The 20,255-nt window shown below is 61.1% G+C and carries 15 protein-coding genes; 6 read left to right on the plus strand and 9 right to left on the minus strand.

Going from position 1 to position 20,255, the window contains the following annotated elements; translation table 11 throughout:
* Positions 1 to 69: 69 nt before the first annotated feature.
* Positions 70 to 1,620: a MocR-like pyridoxine biosynthesis transcription factor PdxR gene (pdxR, locus tag BK665_RS21415; protein WP_123408624.1), complete on the plus strand. Its 1,551-nt coding sequence runs from the start codon at positions 70 to 72 to the stop codon at positions 1,618 to 1,620.
* Here the strand turns inward: pdxR and BK665_RS21420 are convergent.
* The 7 genes from BK665_RS21420 to aspA all read right to left on the minus strand — a co-directional run bounded on the left by BK665_RS21420 (position 1,617) and on the right by aspA (position 14,423).
* Positions 1,617 to 6,188 (minus strand): dermonecrotic toxin domain-containing protein, encoded by a 4,572-nt coding sequence (locus tag BK665_RS21420; RefSeq protein WP_123408625.1) that lies wholly within the window; start codon positions 6,186 to 6,188, stop codon positions 1,617 to 1,619. The genes pdxR and BK665_RS21420 overlap by 4 nt on opposite strands.
* Positions 6,189 to 6,312: 124 nt before the next feature.
* Positions 6,313 to 7,413: a polyamine ABC transporter substrate-binding protein gene (locus tag BK665_RS21425; RefSeq protein WP_123408626.1), complete on the minus strand. Its 1,101-nt coding sequence runs from the start codon at positions 7,411 to 7,413 to the stop codon at positions 6,313 to 6,315.
* A 12-nt stretch (positions 7,414 to 7,425) separates the two neighbouring features.
* Positions 7,426 to 8,457, minus strand: coding sequence for a histone deacetylase family protein (locus BK665_RS21430; protein ID WP_123408627.1), 1,032 nt, complete (start codon positions 8,455 to 8,457; stop codon positions 7,426 to 7,428).
* Positions 8,458 to 8,714: 257 nt separating this feature from the next.
* Positions 8,715 to 9,707, minus strand: coding sequence for an AraC family transcriptional regulator (locus tag BK665_RS21435; RefSeq protein ID WP_123408628.1), 993 nt, complete (start codon positions 9,705 to 9,707; stop codon positions 8,715 to 8,717).
* A 166-nt stretch (positions 9,708 to 9,873) separates the two neighbouring features.
* The gene (locus BK665_RS21440; protein ID WP_123408629.1) at positions 9,874 to 10,878 is read right to left on the minus strand and encodes an asparaginase; all 1,005 of its coding nucleotides are present in this window, start codon (positions 10,876 to 10,878) and stop codon (positions 9,874 to 9,876) included.
* A gap of 143 nt (positions 10,879 to 11,021) precedes the next feature.
* Positions 11,022 to 12,473 carry an alanine/glycine:cation symporter family protein gene (locus BK665_RS21445; protein ID WP_123408630.1) on the minus strand — a complete coding sequence of 484 codons (1,452 nt, stop codon included), beginning with the start codon at positions 12,471 to 12,473 and terminating at the stop codon, positions 11,022 to 11,024.
* 525 nt (positions 12,474 to 12,998) lie between these two features.
* Positions 12,999 to 14,423: an aspartate ammonia-lyase gene (aspA, locus tag BK665_RS21450; protein ID WP_111448231.1), complete on the minus strand. Its 1,425-nt coding sequence runs from the start codon at positions 14,421 to 14,423 to the stop codon at positions 12,999 to 13,001.
* Between the two features lie 180 nt (positions 14,424 to 14,603).
* Here aspA and BK665_RS21455 point away from each other — a divergent pair, with 180 nt between their 5' ends.
* The 5 genes from BK665_RS21455 (at position 14,604) to BK665_RS21480 (ending at position 18,403) form a co-directional block, all read left to right on the plus strand.
* Positions 14,604 to 15,512 carry a LysR substrate-binding domain-containing protein gene (locus tag BK665_RS21455; RefSeq protein WP_123408631.1) on the plus strand — a complete coding sequence of 303 codons (909 nt, stop codon included), beginning with the start codon at positions 14,604 to 14,606 and terminating at the stop codon, positions 15,510 to 15,512.
* 327 nt (positions 15,513 to 15,839) lie between these two features.
* Positions 15,840 to 16,331 carry a 5-(carboxyamino)imidazole ribonucleotide mutase gene (purE, locus tag BK665_RS21465; protein ID WP_019694319.1) on the plus strand — a complete coding sequence of 164 codons (492 nt, stop codon included), beginning with the start codon at positions 15,840 to 15,842 and terminating at the stop codon, positions 16,329 to 16,331.
* A gap of 11 nt (positions 16,332 to 16,342) precedes the next feature.
* Positions 16,343 to 17,425, plus strand: a complete 1,083-nt coding sequence (locus BK665_RS21470; protein ID WP_123408633.1) for a 5-(carboxyamino)imidazole ribonucleotide synthase — start codon at positions 16,343 to 16,345, stop codon at positions 17,423 to 17,425.
* Positions 17,426 to 17,531: 106 nt separating this feature from the next.
* Complete coding sequence (locus tag BK665_RS21475; protein WP_003196372.1) at positions 17,532 to 17,777, plus strand: GlsB/YeaQ/YmgE family stress response membrane protein; 246 nt, start codon at positions 17,532 to 17,534, stop codon at positions 17,775 to 17,777.
* Positions 17,778 to 17,866: 89 nt separating this feature from the next.
* Positions 17,867 to 18,403 (plus strand): DUF3299 domain-containing protein, encoded by a 537-nt coding sequence (locus tag BK665_RS21480; protein WP_123408689.1) that lies wholly within the window; start codon positions 17,867 to 17,869, stop codon positions 18,401 to 18,403.
* 135 nt (positions 18,404 to 18,538) lie between these two features.
* On the opposite strand, the gene BK665_RS21485 is transcribed toward BK665_RS21480, so the two are convergent.
* Together BK665_RS21485 and BK665_RS21490 are read right to left on the minus strand one after the other, a co-directional pair.
* On the minus strand, positions 18,539 to 19,438 hold the full coding sequence (locus BK665_RS21485) for a D-hexose-6-phosphate mutarotase (RefSeq protein WP_123408634.1): 900 nt from the start codon (positions 19,436 to 19,438) through the stop codon (positions 18,539 to 18,541).
* A gap of 58 nt (positions 19,439 to 19,496) precedes the next feature.
* Positions 19,497 to 19,901, minus strand: coding sequence for an acyl-CoA thioesterase (locus BK665_RS21490; protein WP_007896491.1), 405 nt, complete (start codon positions 19,899 to 19,901; stop codon positions 19,497 to 19,499).
* Positions 19,902 to 20,255 lie beyond the last annotated feature (354 nt).

The following is a 20,255-nucleotide window of genomic DNA, read 5'->3' on the forward strand; positions in this document are numbered from 1 at the left end:
AGGCTATTGGTCTGTTGTAAGAGCCATTACAGGCCAATTTCATAGGTCCATTCTTGATAGGTTCAGGCCATGACCGATGCGCCGCTGTCCTTGTCCTTCAACCCCGCCGGTATCGAACTCGATCCCCGGCAAGGGCTCAGCCGTCAGCTCTACCAGGCCTTGCGCGTGCGCGTGCTCGATGGGCGACTGGCCAGTGGCACGCGTTTGCCGGCCAGTCGCGACCTCGCGGCGGCATTGTCGATTTCCCGCAACAGCGTGGTCCGCGCCTACGATCAGCTCTACGCCGAGGGCTTTATCGAAGGGCGGGTGGGCGACGGCACTTACGTCGCGCAATTGCCGCAAACCGCGCTTCCGGCAAAAAAACTATCCACAAAAGTATCCACAGGGTTGTCAACAGGGTTACCCACAGCCTTATCCACAAATTGGCTGGATTTACCTGTGATTCCATCCAGTAAAGTTATCCACAGCGGTGCTCTGGAGCGGGTTGAAAAGAACCATTTGGCCTTGCCGCCGAGTGGTCCGCCAAAGGCTTTTCGCGTGGGTGTGCCGGCCTTCGATCTGTTCCCGTTCGAGGTCTGGGCCAAGCTGAACGCGGCTTTCTGGCGCAAACCGGATTTGCAGCAGCTGTGTTATGGCGACCCGGCGGGCGATGCGCGATTGCGCGGGATGATTGCCGCGTATTTGCGCAGTTCCCGGGGCATGCAGTGCACGGCTGAGCAAATTGTGATCACCAGTGGCGCACAGCAGGCGATTAGCCTTTGTGCACAGCTGCTGGTGGAGCCGGGCGATGGGGTGGCAATCGAGAATCCGGGGTATCGGGCGGCGGGTCATGCCTTCGCCGTGGCCGGGGGCCGATTGCATGGTGTTTCGGTGGACAGCGAGGGGATCAATTGCGCCGAACTGGAAGGTTTGCAGGATTGCCGACTGGCCTACGTCACGCCGTCTCATCAATACCCGACCGGGGTGATCATGAGCCTGGCCCGGCGCCTGGAGTTGTTGGCGTGGGCCGAGCGCACCCAGGGCTGGATCGTCGAGGACGACTATGACGGCGAGTATCGCTACAGCGGCGCGCCGTTGGCACCGTTGGCGGCACTGGATCGACAGGGCCGAGTGCTCTACGTCGGGACCTTCGGCAAAGTGGCGTTCCCGGCATTGCGCCTCGGTTACCTGGTATTGCCGCCCGGTCTGGTGGATGCGTTCTCCCGTCGCCGCGCCGTGGATGTGCGGCATTCGGAAGTCAGCACCCAGGCCGTGATGGCCGAGTTCATCGCCGCCGGGCATTTCCAGCGGCACATCCGCCGCATGCGCCGTGCGGCCCTGAGTCGGCGTAATGCCTTGCTGGCGGGTTGGCCGAAAGATATTCCCGGCGTGGGCAGCTTGCCGACCGTCGCGGCCGGGTTGCACATGACCGTGCCGGTCGACAGCCTGGCCCGGGAACAGGAACTGGTGGAAAAAGCCGCCAGCGTCGAAGTCGAAATCAACCCCTTGAGCAGTTATTGGCTGCCCGACTCGACCCGGCCCGTGGATCAGCGAGCCGGGCTGGTGCTGGGTTTCGCCGCCGTGCCGGAGGCCAATATCGAATCGGCGCTGCGGCGCTTGCGATCCGCGTGGGGCTGCTAGGCAAGGGGCGGCGCCGCAGGTTCCAGGGCCATAAACAGGGCGCGGATAGCCGGGTCGCTGATCCGGCGGAATACGTAGTCAACCGGTTCAATCGACGTCAGTTGTTGGCGAAGCACGGGGTCGAGTGTTGCCAGGTAACCGTCGGCGATTTTCAGATGCGCCGCGGTGGGGTGAGCGACCGGGCTGTTAAGCGTGTCGTAGTGAAAATGCGCGACCCACAGTGGCTGATCATTGCGCGTGGTGTCGAGTATCCGGTACTCCTGGAAGTAGTCGCCCCTGGACTTGGTCTTGATGCGTCCTTGTGGGTTACGCACGAGCCCGATCTGGCCGTTCTCATGCAACCACTGGAAATACGCCAGGCGTGGTTTGCGCTGCTTCAGCATGGCGGCACGCACACTGATGCCGGTGCTGCGCAGTCGGGCGGCGGCATCGCGTAATTCCCGACTCAACGTGGCGACGGGCGGTGGCACGCCGGTGGCTGCGCGAATGTTCGCCGAGGCAATTTCGACGGCGGCGGCTTCCTCTTCGTATTTGAGTGCCTGGGAATCGAACAGGTGCTGCATGTCGGCCGGAATTCGGTTGGCCCGTTGCGCATCCTCGCGGGTGCGGGCGATGAAACCGTCCAGATCGAGATTCAGGTTCAGCCCGTCGGAGATGACATCAATGTCAGCCCTGACCGGTTTGCTCGGCGTTTCACTTTTCGGCACCAGCTTCTTGAAGGTTGCCGCCTCAGGCACCGATTCACTGGCCGGCAGAGCATCTCGCGGGCGCGTTTTCGTGACCTTGCCGGGTTGATGGGACGGGCCTGCGACCGGGGCGTTGGGTTCCGCTTCAAAAAGCAGTTCGTCCTCGGGCAGTAACGCATACAGCCGCGCTTGTGCCAGGGCCTGGAATTCCTTGATCAGTGTCTGCAAATCAAGCAACGCTTCGGGGTGCGTCCTGCCGGGGAATTGCGCCGGCAGGTCGTCGATGCGCTGGAGTGTGTCGGCAAAAGCGTCCAGCAAAGGCGTGAGTGCCGCGATGCGTTGTTCGGCGGTTTGCTCCAGCGGCGGGGCTTTGTCGATATCGGCCAGTTTTTGACTGGCCTCGGCGGCTTCAATCACGATGTTCGCCACGGCGTCCCGTGCCTGTGGCATTGGCGCGCCGGGTTGTTCTTTTACGCACAGTTCGTACGCCAGGCCGATTTCATTGGCCTTGTAATCCAGGGCACTGTGCCGAGGCAGCAGTTTGCGAATGGCCTGGGACGATTCGAGCGCGGCCCTTCCCAGGACTTTGAGGCCGTCCAGGGCATTGTGGGCCAGCGCGAGCCGCTGGATGATCCCGTGGCTCAATTCGATCGCTTTTTTCACCGCCACCCGATTGCTGCCGACCGGTAGCGCCGGGTTGAGTGAGCCTTCGCCTGTGAACGGAGCGATGGTGCGCGAGTAGTCGTTGCTTTTGAGTGAGAACCACAACGCCAGGTGCTTTTCCAACAGGGTCGTGAGGCGCAGCAGGTCATAGGCGTAACCGAATGTGCCACCGAGCTCGCGCCACTCGTGCAATTGCTCCAGGGCTTCTCGATGATTGTCGATCAACACTTCGAGCCGGTCCCCCAGCGCTTTGGCCTCGCTGTCGAACTGATCGCCGCTGGCGCGCATCAGTTTTTCCTGCAGCGTTCTGATTTCTGCCAGGATCGCGCCTTCGCGACTTTTGAACGCTTGCAGCTTGGCCTGCAACGCATCCCTGCGCTGGCCCTTTTCCAGTTGAATGCTTTTCAGACGACTCTTCAGGCCACCACCGCGCAGGCGCAATCGCGTGTCCACGTACCAGTTGCCCTGTCGGTCATGGGTCAACAACGGGCCGCCCCGCGCGGGGGCTTTCGAGTTGAAGATCACCACTTGCTCATCGTCATTGACCCGCACCTGAAACCAGCGCTGGCCGGCCCTGGCGTATTGCTTGCCCTGGAGCTGGTACAGGTGCGGCGGTGTGACGTTGAGGATGACCAGATCTACATCGCTCATGTCCGGCGCACGGACTTTCAGGGTGTTCAGGTAAACCCCCAGTGCCGAGGGCGTGCGTCGTGGGATCGATGCGCCCGCTTCCAGTTCGCTGTCATGACCGGCGGGCAGCTCGCCGGACAGCACCGTAGCGTCCAGTGTGATGACGGTTGGCGCGGGCAGCGGACGCGATGCTGGAGGCTGGGCCGGGGCGTTTTTCCGTTTGTTGCGTGAATAGCCGATGCCTTCGGTGGTACGGCGCAGGCTGGCCCGATGAATCAGGAGCATGCCCAATGTCATCAGCACATCCCCCAGGGACGTCCATTCCACCAGGCTGTCCCCACGCTCACGCGCCTCCAGCCCCTGCTGCAACTGGCCGATGCTTTGCCAGACCCACGCGGCGGTGCCCACCGGACCGGTCAAAAAAGTCGACGCCACATTGAAAATCGCCCAACCGCTGTCCCGCAACAGCGCCCAGCGGCGTTCGCCGTTGGACAGGGACAGACGGTCCGCTTGTTCGACCAGGGTGTTGGCGTTGCTGGCGAACAATGTCGGGAGCAGATCGCCGGTGATTTCCTCTGTGCCGAGGCTGATCGGGCCGCTCAGGTCGAGATTCAGCAACTGTTCGATGCCCGTTTCCGTCGCCAGCCACGGTGAAGGCAGGCCGACCGGAAACACATACTGTGAATACTCGAAACCGAGGGTGGGCGTCGGTAGCCAGGCCAGCACCGAGTCGCGCAATTCACCCGGTTGGTGAAGCGCGTAAATCATGTTTTGCAGCGAGGTGAATTGCAGCAACGGCTGCTCCAGCGCCGGGCGATAAAGCAGGCTCGGCCCGCTGTGTGGACGGCGCGGGCCGATGATGAACATGTTCGCCACGGTGTCGCCCGTGGACAGCAAGCGATGCCGGGGAACAAAGCTCAGCGGGCGGACGACGACGTCGAGCAGGTCCTTGGGCGGGCGGCCCTGGGCGGTTTCTATCAGCTCGCAGACGTAGCGATAACCGGTTTCGTCCACGCCGCACTCGTTCTGCAGTTTGCATTCCAGGGCTTTGAGCCTGAGCAGATCAGGCAGCAGGTTGACGTAGTGTTGTTGCTGGCGCGCGGCCTCGCCGGGGTCGTCGATCAGTCTGGTTTTGAGCATCGCCGGGTAACGTTTGCCGACGTTGACCTGCTGCGCCATGTCCACGAGGTAGGCAACGGTGAGCCAGTCGGGGCAGGGCTGGTTATCCTTGAAGGTCAATTCGGCCTGGTAAGGCGCGGTGTTCTGCAAGGCGAACTCGCCGAGGGTTTCAACCTGGACATCGAGTGGGTTGGGCAGGGTGAAAGCGCCGACGGTAAAGCTGTTGGTGATGGTGATCTGCAATTCATCGAGCGGCAGATCGGCGGCATCGTTGCCGTGGAGCGCCAGTCGGTCTGTGACGATGGCGTTGCGCATCTGCTCCTGGGCGTAATCGGCGATCAGTTTGATGTCATTGAGGCCGGAGACGTTGCGCAGCCGGCCCTGGTTCGACAGGTAATGGCCGTACGCTTGCAAGTCAGCGGCCGAGGCGTTCGCGAGCCAGTCGGGAATCGCCGCCTGCAGTTGGTCGAGGTGTCTTTTTTCCTCGTCGCTGAAATGGCCGACGCCACGGGTGCCGGGAGCCAAAAGAACATAGGGTGAGTCGGGGGCCGATTTGAGCGCCGCGATAGCCTCGACCTGACCGGCAATCAGAGCCCAGGCCATGTAGTCGAAAATGCTGCCGTCAGGTTCGAACAGCCGCCATTGCAAGGACTGTCCGGTATTGTCCATGCCGATTCGTGCGGGCAATGAGTCGCTCAAGGTTTGCATGGACTCGAACGCCTCGTAGCCGCCTTCGATGGTGTACAGCAACAGCATGTCGCGGGATGTGTGCGTGGCTTTCAGAACGATCGCTCCGCCCAGCAACAGGTGACGCGAATTGTCCGGCGCGTTGTAGTCGATATCGATCAGGCAGGCTTGAATGCCCGGGATCGTGGTATTTGCTTGAGCCCGTTCGGCCTTGTCCGGGTGCGCGGAAACAGCGCGGGCGACTTCGCACTGATCAGCCGTCCAGCCTTTGACTTGCTGCAGGTTCAGGGCCTTTCTCAAGGTGTCGCTCAGTTCATGCCAGCGGGGCTTTTGGTTGACCGGCTCATTCCAGTAATCGAGTTGCTGTTGCTGGAATTCGATGTACAGCACCGGTGCGAAGGTATTCAACAGGTTGGCGATGTCTTCGATGCTGACGGCCAATTGCACGGGGGATTGGCTCAGGGGCGTCAGGGTCAGGAAGTGCTCGCCCTCGATGAAATTGGCGACGGTCGAGGACTTGCTCTGGCGGATCAGCGCCACAGTCAGCGTCTCGGCGAGGGGCTCAAGGCTGATCAGCGAGTCGCCTGATGCCTGCCATTGGGGCGTGACGATCAGCGTGCGATCCGGATCAATCGCCAGTTCCGGGTACTGCTGGCTCAAGGCATCGCGCAACAGTTTTGCGCCGACTTCCTTGAGGCCGGGACCTTGGTTGGTCTGGGAGATCAGCGCGCTTTTTTCCTGAAGCAAGGTGGTGGCGCTTTGAGGCGGGGGCGTCGGCGTCATGGTCGTTTCCTTGTGACCGGGGGCAGGCTCCAACGGTAAGAAACGTAACGCGGGTTCAGGTGGTAATTATTTATCGCAGGCAAAAAAAGACCCGCGCGAGGGCGGGTCTTCTAAGCGGCGTCTATCAGGTCCCGGACTTGATCTTGGTCCAGGCCCGGGTCCGTGCGCGCTCGGCATCACGCGGCAGCGGTTGCAGGGTGTAGAGCGTGCCCATCGCCGACTCGGTCGGGTACAGATTCGGGTTGTTGCGAATTGCCGGGTCGACCAGTTCCGTGGCGTCCTTGTTCGGATTCGGGTAGCCGACGAAGTCGCTGACCGGCGCAATCACCTGGGGTTGCAGCAGGTAGTTGATGAAGGTGTAGGCGTCTTCCGTGTTCTTCGCGCCTTTGGGGATCGCGAGCATGTCGAACCAGATCGGCGCGCCTTCTTTCGGCAGGCGCATATCCACGACCACACCGTTCTTGGCTTCCTTGGCGCGGTTGGCTGCCTGGGAGAAGCTGCCGGAATAACCGACCGCGACGCAGATGTCACCGTTGGCAATGTCGGCCATGTACTTGGAGGAATGGAAGTAGGTGACGTACGGACGAATCTTCATCAACAGCGCTTCGGCCTTGTCGTAGTCCGCAGGTTTTTTGCTGTTGGGGTCCAGACCCAGGTGTTGCAGGGCCAGCGGCAAGATCTCCGATGGCGAGTCGAGCAGGGCGACGCCGCACTGCTTGAGCTTGCTGATGTTCTCTTCCTTGAAAATCAGGTCCCAGCTGTCCACCGGGGCATCGGCGCCCAGGGCAGCTTTCACCTTGTCCGGGTTGAAGCCGATCAGGATGGTGCCGTACATGTAGGGCACGGCGAATTTGTTGCCCGGATCGTTGGCTTCGATCAGCTTCATCAGCTTGGGATCGAGATGATTCCAGTTCGGCAACTTGCTGCGGTCCAGGGGCTGGAACACCCCGGCTTCAATCTGCTTGGCCAGGAACACGTTGGACGGCACCACCACGTCATACCCGGAGTTACCGGTCAGCAACTTGGCCTCCAGGGCTTCGTTGGTGTCGAAGATGTCGTAGACCAGTTTGGTCTGGGTGTTCTGCGCCTTGAAATCGTCCAGGGCTTTGGGGGTGATGTAGTCGAACCAGTTGTAGACGCGCAACGTTCGTTCTTCGGCGTGCACGGCGCCGCTAAGTACCGTTGCGCACAGCGCTGGAGCGATAAAACGCTTGAGTCTGTTCATTGTTCTAATTCCTCATTGGGCGCTTTCAAAACCTTCGAGAACGTTCACGGCGTTGATGCCGATTTCTTCTACCGCGTAACCACCTTCCATCACGAACAGCGTCGGCTTGCCGAGCTTCGCGATGCGCGCGCCCATGGCCAGGTAATCCGGGCTGTCGAGCTTGAATTGGGAGATTGGATCGTCCTTGAACGTGTCCACGCCCAGGGACACGACGATGATGTCGGCGCCGTACTTTTCGATTTCCTGGCAGGCCTGATCCAGCGCGGCGCTCCAGGTGTCCCAGCCGGAACCTGCGGGCAGAGGGTAGTTGAAGTTGAAACCTTCGCCGGCGCCTTCACCGAGCTCATCTTCGTAGCCGAGGAAGAACGGGAATTCCGCTTCCGGGTGGCCGTGGATCGAGGTGAACAACACGTCGTTGCGTGCGTAGAAAATTGATTGGGTGCCGTTGCCGTGGTGGTAATCGACGTCGAGGATCGCGACCTTTTTATGGCCCTGATCGAGGAAGGCCTGGGCGGCGATGGCGGCGTTGTTGAGGTAGCAATAACCCCCCATCAAGTCGCTGGCGGCGTGGTGTCCCGGTGGACGGCACAAGGCGAAGGCACTGCGAGCGCCATGCTGGATCGCGGCTTGGGCGGTCAACGCCACTTGCGCTGCACTGTACGCCGCTTGCCAGGTGCCGGCGGTGATCGGCGCGCCGCCGTCGAAGCTGTAATAACCGAGCTGGCCGTGCAGGCTGGTGGGTTTGATTCGGCGCAAGGTGCGGGCCGGCCAGGTGTAGGGCAGCAAATCGCCGTCGGTATTGAACTCGGTCCAGCGTGCCCAAGCACCTTTGAAGAAATCAAGGTAGTCGCGGTCGTGGATGCGCGCGATCGGCTCGAGGCCGAAATCCTGTGGCACTTCCACCGGGCCGAGGTCGCGATCTTGCACACGCTGTAGAACGTGATCGGCACGGGACGGCATTTCGAAGCAGGGCATTAGTTGCCCGTCCATCAATTCACAACGACCGTGGTGCAGGTGGTGATCGTCCGAGTAGATCGTCAGCATTTTCTTGTTCTCCGCAGGCTGATTCGGTTGAACACAGTCTTGCGGGGCGCGGCGTTTGGGAGAACGGCAGGAAAGGCCAAAAGGGGATTAATGTGGCCAAAAGGTTTGACCGAAATTCGCCCCTTATTGGCGCGGCAATGCCCTCGAATGACGCAGAACCCTGTAGGAGCGAGGCTTGCCCGCGAAGCTTTTAGCGTTCTTAAGGACGCCTTCGCGGGCAAGCCTCGCTCCTACAGGGATTTGATTCCCGCACTATCTCAAGGGCGGAACTGGCTCGGCGCCACGCCACTCCAGCGCACAAAGGCATGGCGGAAACTCGCGGTCTCGCTGAAACCCAAGGCTTCGGCGATGCGGTAGATCGGCAATTGGTCCTCGCAGAGCATCTGCTTGGCCTGCTCGAAACGCAGCTCATCGAGCAATTCCTGATAGCTGCAGCCCAGGTCCTTGAGATGCCGGCGCAGGGTGCGCGCCGAGCAGTTCATCTGCTCGGCCAAACCGTCGAGCCCGGGCGCGGCATTCAGTTGCGCTTTCAATAGCTGGCGGATGCGCCCCAGCCACGCCTGACGCCCGGTGAATTCGGTGTTCTGCTTGCGGCAGCGCTCGGCCATGGCTTGATGGGTGATGACGTCGGCCAGGGGCAACGGTTGGTCGAGCCAACGTCGGTCAAAGGCAAACGCGTTGTCCCGCGCCTCGAAGTTCAGCGGGCAATGGAAGTGTTCGGCGTAGGTCGCCTGATAGTCCGGCGCGGCGTGTTCGAAGCGTGCAGCCAGCAGCGGCAGCGGGTGGCCCAGCAGGTCGTCGCAGATGACTTTCAGCGAGACCAGGCAAAACTCGGCGTTGAACACGGCCATTGCCGGGCTTTCCCGGTAATCGGCAGCGACGAACCAGATGCGCTCGCCATCGTCTTCCAGGCTCAGTTCGAAAAGTGTTCCCAACAGCGCCGGATAACGAATCGCCAGACGCAAAGCGTCACCGAAGGTGGCACTGGTGAGCAGCGCATAACCGAGCATGCCGTAGCACGAAACGTGCATCCGCCGACCCAGTTCCAGGCCAATGTCACGCTTGAGCGCGACCGCGTTGGCGCAGACCTGCATCTCCTGATTGGTGGTGATGCGCGTGTCCGCCCGGCTCAGATCCGCCGCGCTGATGCCGCTTCCGGCCAGTAATTCGTCTTGGGCCGGGCCGTCGGCCTTGAAGGCATTGAGCACCAGGGAGACAGCGTTGAGGGTGGTGAGGTGGGAGTGGAGCATGGAGGATTCCAGCCATTGGATGCTGGAGAGGCAGCAAGTTACATGCCTGACGTAGATCCGCTGTGGGAGCGGGCTTGCTCGCGAAAGCGGTGTATCAGCCAACATTAATGTCGCCTGACACTCCCTCTTCGCGAGCAAGCCCGCTCCCACAGGGTTGTGTGTGGTGTTAGCTCAGCTCGCCGCACAGGTCGAGTTCTACCAGGCGTCGCACTTCTGCGTTATCCAGCCCCGAGCCCAGCAGCGCATGCAACTTGCCGAACGCAGCCTCACGGGTCATGCCGCCACCGGACAACACGCCAACGCCACGCAAGCGACTGCCTGCCTCGTACACATCCAGCTCAACGCCACCTTCATGGCATTGAGTGACGGCAACCACCACAACACCGTTATCCCGCGCCCGTTCCAGAGCGGCGAGAAACGCCGGGTTGTCGCTCGGCCCGGTGCCGCTGCCGTAGCACTCCAGCACCAAACCCTGAATGCCGCTGTCGAGCAGACCCTTCAACACTTCGGCGCTAATGCCGGGGAACAATGGCAGCACCGCGACGTTTGCCAGTTGCTTGGGCTGGTTATAGGTCAGCGGCGCGGGCAGGGAAGTTGCCTTCACACCGCCACCCTGACGCTCAAGCCGCTTGAACGGATGACGCCCAAAACTGCGCACTTTCGCGCAACGGGTCGGGTCCAGCAGTTCGCCGTGGAAGTACAGGTGCACGCCCGGTGCCAGGCCATGGCCCAAAGCAACCAGCGCACCGCTGAGGTTTTCCCAGGCATCGCTGTCGGTCACGCCGGCCGGCAGCATCGAACCGGTAAAACACACGCGGGCATGCAGGCCGAGCAATTGAAAACTCATGGCCGCCGCGCTGTAGGCGAGGGTGTCGGTGCCGTGCAGGATCAGCACGCTGTCGCAGCCTTGCACGTCCACGGCATCGACCACCGCTTCACGCAGTTGCTGCCAGTAAGTCGGGGTCATGTTGGCACTGTCGATCAGTGGGCTCATCTCGCGAAAACGCCACTGCGGTACGACGAGTTCAGGCTGGCTGTGCAGGTAGTCGCGCATCCGCGCTTCGAAACCGGACGCCGGGGCCAGGCCATGGGCGCTGGCTTGCATGCCGATGGTGCCGCCGGTATAGAGCACCATGACGTGCTGGGCGGCAGGGTAGGTCGAGGAATTCATGGGGACTCTCCGAAGAACGATGACATTCCTAATGTGGGAGCGGGCTTGCTCGCGAAGGCGGTGTGTCAGTCAAATCAATGTCAACTGATACACCGCTTTCGCTAGCAAGCCCGCCCCCACAGGGTACTTCGCACTTTAACCGATCAGCGTTGCGCTGCGGGTACGCCTTGCGGCTCAGCTTCGGCCTTGGTGGCGGCTGCTGGCGGGTTGGCGGGCCAGGCTTGCAGGTCCAGGTCCAGATCCGGGAACTTGCTCGAATCGAACACCGGAGTCTTGATGCCGGCAGCGCGCTGGTCATCGTAGTCACGCAGGATGCGCATGCCGACCTTGAACAGCAGGAACAGCGCGATCAGGTTGACGAACGCCAGCATTGTCATGGTGATGTCCGCGAAGGCGAACACCGTGCCGAGGTTTTCGATGGCACCCCAGAAGATCAACACCAGTACCAGTGCGCGATAGCCGATCAGCGCTGCGCGGTTTTCACCGATCATGAAGCGCAGGTTGCTCTCGCCCAGATAGTAGTTGTAGAGGATCGAGGTGAACACGAACAACGACAGGGCCACGGAGATGAAACTGCGACCCCAGTCACCGACCACAGCGGCCAGGGAGTTTTGGGTCAGGGCAATGCCGTCGCCTTCGAAGCCCGGGGTGTAGAAGCCCGAGAGCAGGATCAGCAACGCGGTGCAGGTGCAGATCACGAAGGTGTCGAGGAACACGCTGAACGCCTGAACCACGCCTTGAGCAACCGGGTGCTCGACCGACGCTACGGCGGCTACGTTTGGCGCACTGCCCAGGCCGGCTTCGTTGGCGAACACGCCACGCTTCACGCCCATGACGATGGCGCTGCCGATCAGGCCGCCGAACGCCTGGTCCAGACCGAAGGCGCTTTTGACGATGGTCATCAGCATCGCTGGAACGTGGTCGAATTGCAGCACGATCACGTAAATGGTCACGCCGATGTACACCAGGGTTTTCACCGGCACCAGCAGGTCAGCGACCTTGGCGATGCGCTTGATGCCACCGATGAACACCAGGCCCAGCAACACGGCCAGGGCCGCGCCGGTGTACGTCGGATCAAGGTCGAAGGCGTTTTTCAGCGAGTGGGTCACGGCGTGGGATTGCAGGCCGTTGAAGGCGAAACCGAAGGTGATCAGCAGCAGGAACGCCATGATCATCCCCAACCAGCGTTTCTGCAGGCCGTGCTGGATGTAATAGGACGGGCCGCCACGGTAGGTGCCGTCGGAGTCGCAGCGCTTATAGAGTTGGCCGAGGGAACATTCGAAGAAGCTGCTGGACATGCCGACCAGCGCGGTCACCCACATCCAGAACACCGCACCTGGCCCGCCGAGCGTCACGGCGATGCCGACACCGGCGATGTTGCCTGCACCGACGCGGCCCGCAAGGCTGAGCATCAGGGCCTGGAACGAACTGAGTTGACCGGCGCTGCTTTTGAGGCTGTCGCGGAACACCGCGAACATATGGAAGAAGTGGCGCAATTGAACGAAACGCGAGCGGATCGTGAAGTAGCTACCGAGCCCGACAATGAGCACGATCAGTACTTTCCCTGAGAGGAAGTCGTTGATGACTTCGAGCATGGATTATTCCTCGCTGTTTTTTGTTTAAGCAAATGCTGGAGGGGGAGAAAAATCGCGTTACACCAGCGGGCGCGGGGCACTGCAGGTGAGGCGAGGGTTCTTCCCGGTTCCATATCGCGGGTTGTTATTAGGTCGGGTTTCGCATGGGTTTGGGCCTCGTTACCGACGACCGCTCACGCGAAGAGGGGCGGCACTATACCTATCAGTGCGTTGCCCGTCTGCACGATTGTGGTGCAAGCGATGAAACGAAGCTTTGAAACACCCGACGTTACCGGCGTCGGGTTTATGCAGAAGCTGCTTTGCTGTGGGAGCGGGCTTGCTCGCGAAAGCGGTGTATCAGTCACATCCATTTTGAATGTGCCGCCGCCTTCGCGAGCAAGCCCGCTCCCACATGTTTCAGCTTCCAGACATTCGGTGTGTTGCCGTCAAAGAGTTAAAAAAAAGGGCTTGGGGAATAAATCCCCAAGCCCTCAAAAGGTGAGAGGTGTCTAGTCCCTCGACCTGGTGAGCGTGTGCAGCGTTTGATCAGGCCTTCAGCGGGACCAGACGCGGAGCAATCATGTTTTCCGGGCGCAGGATGTCGGCGAGCATTTCGTCGTCGAGCAAGCCTTCTTCGCGCACCAGTTCCAGCACGCCGCGGCCGCTTTCAAGGGCGATACGGGCGATGCGGGTGGCGTTTTCATAGCCGATGTACGGGTTCAGCGCGGTGACCAGGCCGATCGAATGCTCGACCAGTTCGCGGCAGCGCTCTTCGTTGGCGGTGATGCCGACGATGCAGTGCTCGCGCAGCATGTCCATGGCGCGTTGCAGCAGGCGGATCGAGTCGAAGATCTTGAACGCGATCAGCGGCTCCATCACGTTCAGTTGCAATTGGCCGCCTTCGGCCGCGATGGTCAGGGCCAGGTCGTTGCCGATGATCTGGAACGCCACCTGGTTAACCGCTTCCGGGATCACCGGGTTGACCTTGCCAGGCATGATCGAGCTGCCTGGCTGGCGCGCCGGCAGGTTGATTTCATTGATGCCGGTACGTGGGCCGCTGGACAGCAGACGCAGGTCGTTGCAGATCTTCGACAGCTTGACTGCGGTGCGCTTGAGCATGCCGGAGAACAGCACGAAGGCGCCCATGTCGGAGGTGGCTTCGATCAGGTCGGCTGCCGGAACCAGCGGTTGACCGCTGATCAGGGCCAGACGCTGCACGGCCAGGTGCTGGTAACGCGGGTCGGCGTTGATGCCGGTGCCGATCGCGGTGCCGCCCAGGTTTACTTCGGTCAGCAGTTCCGGGGCCAGCGTCTTCAGACGGGCCAGGTCTTCGCCCAGAGTAGTGGCGAAGGCACGGAATTCCTGGCCGAGGGTCATCGGCACGGCGTCTTGCAATTGGGTACGGCCCATTTTCAGGACGTGGGCGAATTCCTGGCCTTTTGCGGCGAACGCCTGGATCAGGCTGTCGAGGCTGGCCAGCAGTGCGTCATGACCCAACAGCAGACCCAGGCGGATCGCGGTCGGGTAGGCGTCGTTGGTCGACTGCGCCATGTTCACGTCGTTGTTCGGGTGCAGGTATTGGTATTCGCCCTTCTGGTGACCCATGGCCTCCAGCGCGATGTTGGCGATGACTTCGTTGGCATTCATGTTGGTCGAAGTGCCAGCGCCGCCCTGAATCATGTCTACCACGAACTCTTCGTGGAAATCGCCGCGGATCAGTCGTGCACAGGCTTCGCTGATGGCAGCGTGCTTGGCTTCGCTCAGATGACCCAGCTCGCGGTTGGCGTCAGCGGCGGCTTGTTTAACCATGGCCAGGCCGACAACCAGCTTCGGGTAATGCGAAATCGGAACGCCGGAGAGACGGAAGTTGTTCACCGCTCGCAGGGTCTGGATGCCGTAATACGCTTGAGCGGGTACTTCGAGTACGCCAAGCAGGTCTTTTTCTGTGCGGAATGATGCAGCGGAGGACATGATAGAAATCATCTCGATATGGACCCGGTCTGTGCCGGAACGCTGCAAATGCTAGGCTTGTGAACAATTTTGGGCCAATGCTGTTAAGCGCTGGCCTATGCACATTCGGCATAATGCCCATGTGACGCCGCGTGTGCAGCGAGCGTGTGACCTAAATTGGTGCGTGTCCGGGAGGACGTGATGAATCTGGAAAGCAAATGGCTGGAGGACTTTAGTGCCCTGGCCGCCACCCGCAGCTTCTCCCAGGCTGCGGAACGCCGCTTCGTGACCCAGCCTGCGTTTAGCCGGCGAATCCGCAGCCTGGAAGCCGCGCTGGGGTTACAACTGGTCAACCGCTCACGCACGCCGGTGGAGCTGACGGCGGCGGGGCAGTTGTTCCTCGTGACTGCGCGCACGGTGGTTGAACAACTGGGTGAGGTGCTGCGCCATCTGCATCACCTGGAAGGCGGGCAGGGCGAGGTGATGCAGGTGGCGGCCGCTCACTCGTTGGCGCTGGGATTCTTTCCGCGCTGGATCGCGCAGTTGCGTAACGAAGGCTTGAACATTGCCACGCGGCTGGTGGCCACCAACGTCGGCGATGCCGTGCATGCCTTGCGCGAGGGCGGTTGCGATCTGATGCTGGCGTTCTATGATCCGGACGCGGCGATGCAAATGGACCCGGAAATCTTTCCGTCCCTGCACCTCGGCCAGACTGAAATGCTGCCGGTCTGCGCGGCAGACGCCGAGGGCAAGCCACTGTTCGACCTGGAAGGCGAGGGCAGTGTGCCGTTGCTCGCCTACAGCGCCGGGGCGTTTCTTGGCCGTTCGGTGAACCTGCTGCTGCGCCAGCGCGCCCTGCGTTTTACGACTATCTATGAGACCGCGATGGCCGACAGCCTGAAAAGCATGGCGCTGGAAGGATTGGGGATTGCCTGGGTGCCGCAACTGAGCGTGCGCGCCGAACTGGCTCGCGGTGAACTGGTGGTCTGTGGCGGCCCGCAGTGGCATGTGCCGCTGGAGATTCGTTTGTATCGCTGCGCGTTGGTGCGCAAGGCGAATGTGCGATTACTCTGGCGCAAGCTCGAAGGTGGCGCCGCGCAAGGCACCTGAGCACACCGACTAACCCTGGGAGCGGGCTTGCTCGCGAAGGCGGAGTGTCAGTCGACATTAATGTGCCTGACACACCGCCTTCGCGAGCAAGCCCGCTCCCACAGGGGATCGGTGTTGTTTTGACTGACTCGCAGGTCAATAAAACCGGCACTTTGCGCCGTATGACAGATGGTCGTTTCGGGGGCTGTTTATCTGCTTCATTGAGGTATACTGCGCGGCCTTCGGCCGGTTCGTCCGGCCATTTTTCGTACAATCAAGCCACGCAAATTTGCGTGGCTTGTTGTTTTTTGACGCGCCTGCGGGCGCCCAGAGAGAAGAGGCACGACGATGAGTGCACTGGTTGGCGTGATCATGGGCTCCAAGTCCGATTGGTCCACCCTTAGCCACACCGCCGATATGCTGGAAAAGCTCGGCATCCCTTACGAGGTGAAAGTGGTCTCTGCCCACCGCACCCCGGACCTGCTGTTCCAGTACGCCGAAGAGGCCGAGGCGCGTGGCATCGAGGTGATCATCGCCGGTGCCGGTGGCGCGGCCCACTTGCCAGGCATGTGTGCGGCCAAGACCCACTTGCCGGTACTGGGCGTTCCGGTGCAGTCGTCGATGTTGTCCGGCGTCGACTCCCTGCTGTCCATCGTGCAGATGCCCGCGGGCATTCCGGTTGCCACCCTGGCCATCGGCAAGGCAGGCGCGATCAACGCAGCCTTGCTGTCGGCGAGTATCCTGGGCGCCAAGCACCCGCAGTTCCACGCGGTGCTGAAAACTTTCCGTGCTGAGCAGACAGACAGCGTCCTGGACAATCCAGACCCACGCATCGCCTGAGGTTGTTGACGATGAAGATCGGTGTAATCGGTGGCGGCCAGTTGGGCCGCATGTTGGCGCTGGCGGGCACTCCGCTGGGCATGAACTTCGCTTTCCTGGACCCGGCGCCGGATGCCTGTGCAGCCGCTTTGGGCGAGCATCTGCGGGCCGATTACGGCGATCAGGATCACCTGCGCCAACTGGCCGATGAAGTTGATCTGGTGACCTTCGAGTTCGAAAGCGTCCCGGCCGAAACCGTGGCCTTCCTGTCGCAGTTCGTCCCGGTCTATCCGAGCGCCGAAGCCCTGCGCATCGCTCGCGATCGCTGGTTCGAGAAAAGCATGTTCAAGGACCTGGGGATTCCCACCCCGGCGTTCGCCGACATCCAGTCGCAAGCTGATCTGGACGCTGCCGTGGCTTCGATCGGTCTGCCAGCCGTGTTGAAAACCCGCACGCTGGGTTACGACGGCAAGGGCCAGAAAGTCCTGCGTAAACCGGAAGACGTGGTCGGCACCTTCGCCGAACTCGGCAGCGTGGCCTGCCTGCTGGAAGGCTTCGTGCCGTTCACCGGCGAAGTCTCGTTGATCGCCGTGCGTGCTCGCGATGGTGAAACGAAGTTTTATCCACTGGTTCACAACACCCACGACAGCGGCATCCTCAAGCTGTCCGTGGCCAGCACCGATCACCCGCTGCAAGCCCTGGCGCAAGATTATTCCAGCCGTGTGCTCAAGCAACTGGAGTACGTCGGCGTGATGGCGTTCGAGTTCTTCGAAGTCGACGGCGGCCTCAAGGCCAACGAAATCGCCCCACGTGTGCATAACTCCGGGCACTGGACCACCGAAGGCGCCGAGTGCAGCCAGTTCGAAAACCACCTGCGGGCCGTTGCCGGTCTGCCGCTGGGTTCGACGGCCAAGATTGGCGAGAGCGCGATGCTCAACTTCATCGGCGTTGTTCCGCCGGTAGAGAAAGTGATCGCCATCGACGACTGCCATTTGCACCACTACGGCAAGGCGTTCAAGGCTGGTCGCAAGGTCGGTCACGCCAACCTGCGCTGTGCAGATCGCGAGACCCTGGCGGCGCAGATCCTCAAGGTCGAAGCGTTGATCGCCGAATAGTTTCATCTGGCAGCGGCGGAACCTTCAGTGTCCGCCGTTCTCTGATGGCAGGATGCCAAAGTCTGTCTAGGCTTTGGCATAGCCACTTCAATCAGAGGGAAATGCCATGGGAATTATCGGAACCATCTTTATCGGCTTGATCGTCGGCCTGCTGGCGCGGTTCCTGAAACCGGGCGATGACAGCATGGGTTGGATCATGACCATCCTGCTCGGTATCGGCGGTTCGCTGGCAGCCACCTACGGCGGCCAGGCTCTGGGCATTTACCAGGCTGGCCAGGGCGCGGGCTTCATCGGTGCGCTGGTGGGTGCCGTTGTCTTGCTGGTGATCTACGGCCTGATCAAGCGCAACTGATTCAAAGCGACAAAGTCCTCTCTGCTGCGCAGGCAGAGGGGGCTAGAATGCTCGCCATTCCACAGAACCTTCCTTTGCCGAGCACCTCCATGCGCCGTCTTCTGCTGACTATCCTTTTATTGGGCTCGGGCCTTGCCCATGCCGGCGAGTTGCCGGAAACCGACTGGCTGGAGCTGATGCCCAAGTCGGACCAGAAAGCCCTCGAGGCCATGCCCGAAATCGACCACAACACCCCCGAAGGCGATGGCACCTTTACTTCAAAGGGTGGCATGAAGCAGAGCAAGGGCTTGCCGGCGGTGATGTATTCGACCAAAACCGTGGCCTCGATGAACGACAAGAACATCCGCATCGGCGGTTACCCGGTGCCGCTGGAGTCCGACGCCAAGGGCCGCAGCACGCTGTTTTTCCTGGTGCCATACCCGGGCGCCTGCATCCACGTGCCGCCACCGCCGCCCAATCAGTTGGTGCTGGTGCGTTATCCGAAAGGGCTGAAACTGGACGATATCTACACACCGCTGTGGGTGACGGGCACGCTGAAGATCGAGAAGGTCAACAACGACCTGGCTGATCCGGCGTATGCGCTGGATGCGGCGAAAGTGCGGGTGGTGAAAGAGTCGGATTTGTAAGCGCCAGTAGGTCTGGCAAAGATCAAATGTGGGAGCGGGCTTGCTCGCGAAAGCGGTGTGTCATTCAACTTTAATGTCGACTGACAAAATGCCTTCGCGAGCAAGCCCGCTCCCACAGTGGTTTTGCGGCGTGGTTTACAGGGATTTGCTACCGATGCTGACGCCAAGGGTGTGGCTCGCACCCGCCGCCAGGTTCACCACATCATCCATCACATTCGCCGTTTCAATGCACAGCATGCGCTGCCAACCATCGTCGGCCATGTCGCTGAACGCCGCCGCCCGTTCGATCCACGGGTTCCAGATCACCGCCGTGCGCGAGCCGCTGCTGGTCAGCTCGATGCGCCGTTCCCAGGCCGCGTCGACAATGCTTAGCTTCGCCGGGGTATTGAGGTAGATACGGTCTGTCTCGCCAGTAAAAGCCAGATTCCCGGCCTGCGTGGCGGTGCTCCAGTCCTGGGTCGTATCGATGTAGCTCAAGCCGTCCAGCCCTTCGACCTGCACGTTGCGCACATCGCTGACGGCGAAGTAGCTGTGCAGCGCCTGGCTGATGGACACGGTTTCGGCGCCACGGTTATGGCTGGTCAGGCTGATGTGCAGTTGGTCATCCATACGAATGCTCAGCGTCAAATCCACCTGATGCGGCCAGCCCGGAAAACCACCTTCGGGGTAGGGCAGGAGGAATTCCACCTTCAGGCTTTCACCCTCAGCTTCGATGCCACCCAGTTCCCAATCCGTCGCCCGGACGAAACCATGGGCGGCGGCGGGTTCTTCGCTGACGCGCATGGCCTGGACGCTCTGCGGGTTGCGCGCAAAGTTGCCGAACCAGGGCCAGCACACCGGCACGCCGGCGCGGATGCTTTTGCCGGTCTTGAACACGGCCTCGTCGTTGAGCCAGATCAGCGGCGGTTGGCCAGCCAATTGGTAACTGAGGATGTGCGCGCCTTGCTGGGCCACCAGCAATTCGGCCTGACCGTGGCGGATGCGCCAGCAGTTCAGTTCATCCAGTTTGACGGCTTCAACGTTGGGCGTGCTCATGGGGACAACTCTCAATCAGGATCAATGACTGCAATGGACCGCAAAACCTGCGCCGTGTTTAACGTGCGCGGGGCGGAACCGAACGGGTGCGACCGCTGCCGTCGATGGCGACGAACACGAACACCGCTTCAGTCACCTTACGCCATTCGCTGGACAGCGGATCGTCGCTCCAGACCTCGACCATCATCTGGATCGAGCTGCGGCCGATTTCCAGGGCCTGGGTATAGAAGGAGAGCTGCGCGCCCACTGCCACCGGCACCAGGAACGCCATGCGGTCGATCGCAACGGTCGCCACGCGGCCACCGGCGACTTTGCTGGCCATTGCGGTGCCGGCCAAATCCATCTGCGCCACCAGCCAGCCGCCGAAAATATCGCCAAAGCCGTTGGTTTCACGTGGGAGTGCGGTGATTTGCAGGGCAAGGTCGCCTTGCGGGATTGGATCTTCTTGTTCGAGCTCTATCATGCCGGGGGTGCCTCTGACCCGTGACTCTACGTTGGTCTTTCAGGTGAATAGCCGTCTCAGAAAAAACGATTCAGCCCCGAACATACTACGTTCGTCACGTTTTTCTTAAGGCGCCTAAAGGGAAACTCTGCGAAATCGCCTGTGAAACCTGGCAGGCGTTTTCGCACAGCAACCCCTTACAAGCAGGTGCAAGGTTGCGAGTATATCGGTCGGTAGACTCCGAGACGACCGTCCGGTTCTCATTTCGACCGTCAAATACGCACCTCTATGTGCTTTTTCGAACAATTTGCTATCGTGCCGGACCTGCCCAAGCCTCCGCCAGCGTTGTTGGGGTTGCAGATCCGACTATAAGAG

Origin of the sequence: Pseudomonas frederiksbergensis, assembly GCF_003732665.1 — a bacterium.
Classification (GTDB): Bacteria; Pseudomonadota; Gammaproteobacteria; order Pseudomonadales; family Pseudomonadaceae; genus Aquipseudomonas; species Aquipseudomonas frederiksbergensis_G.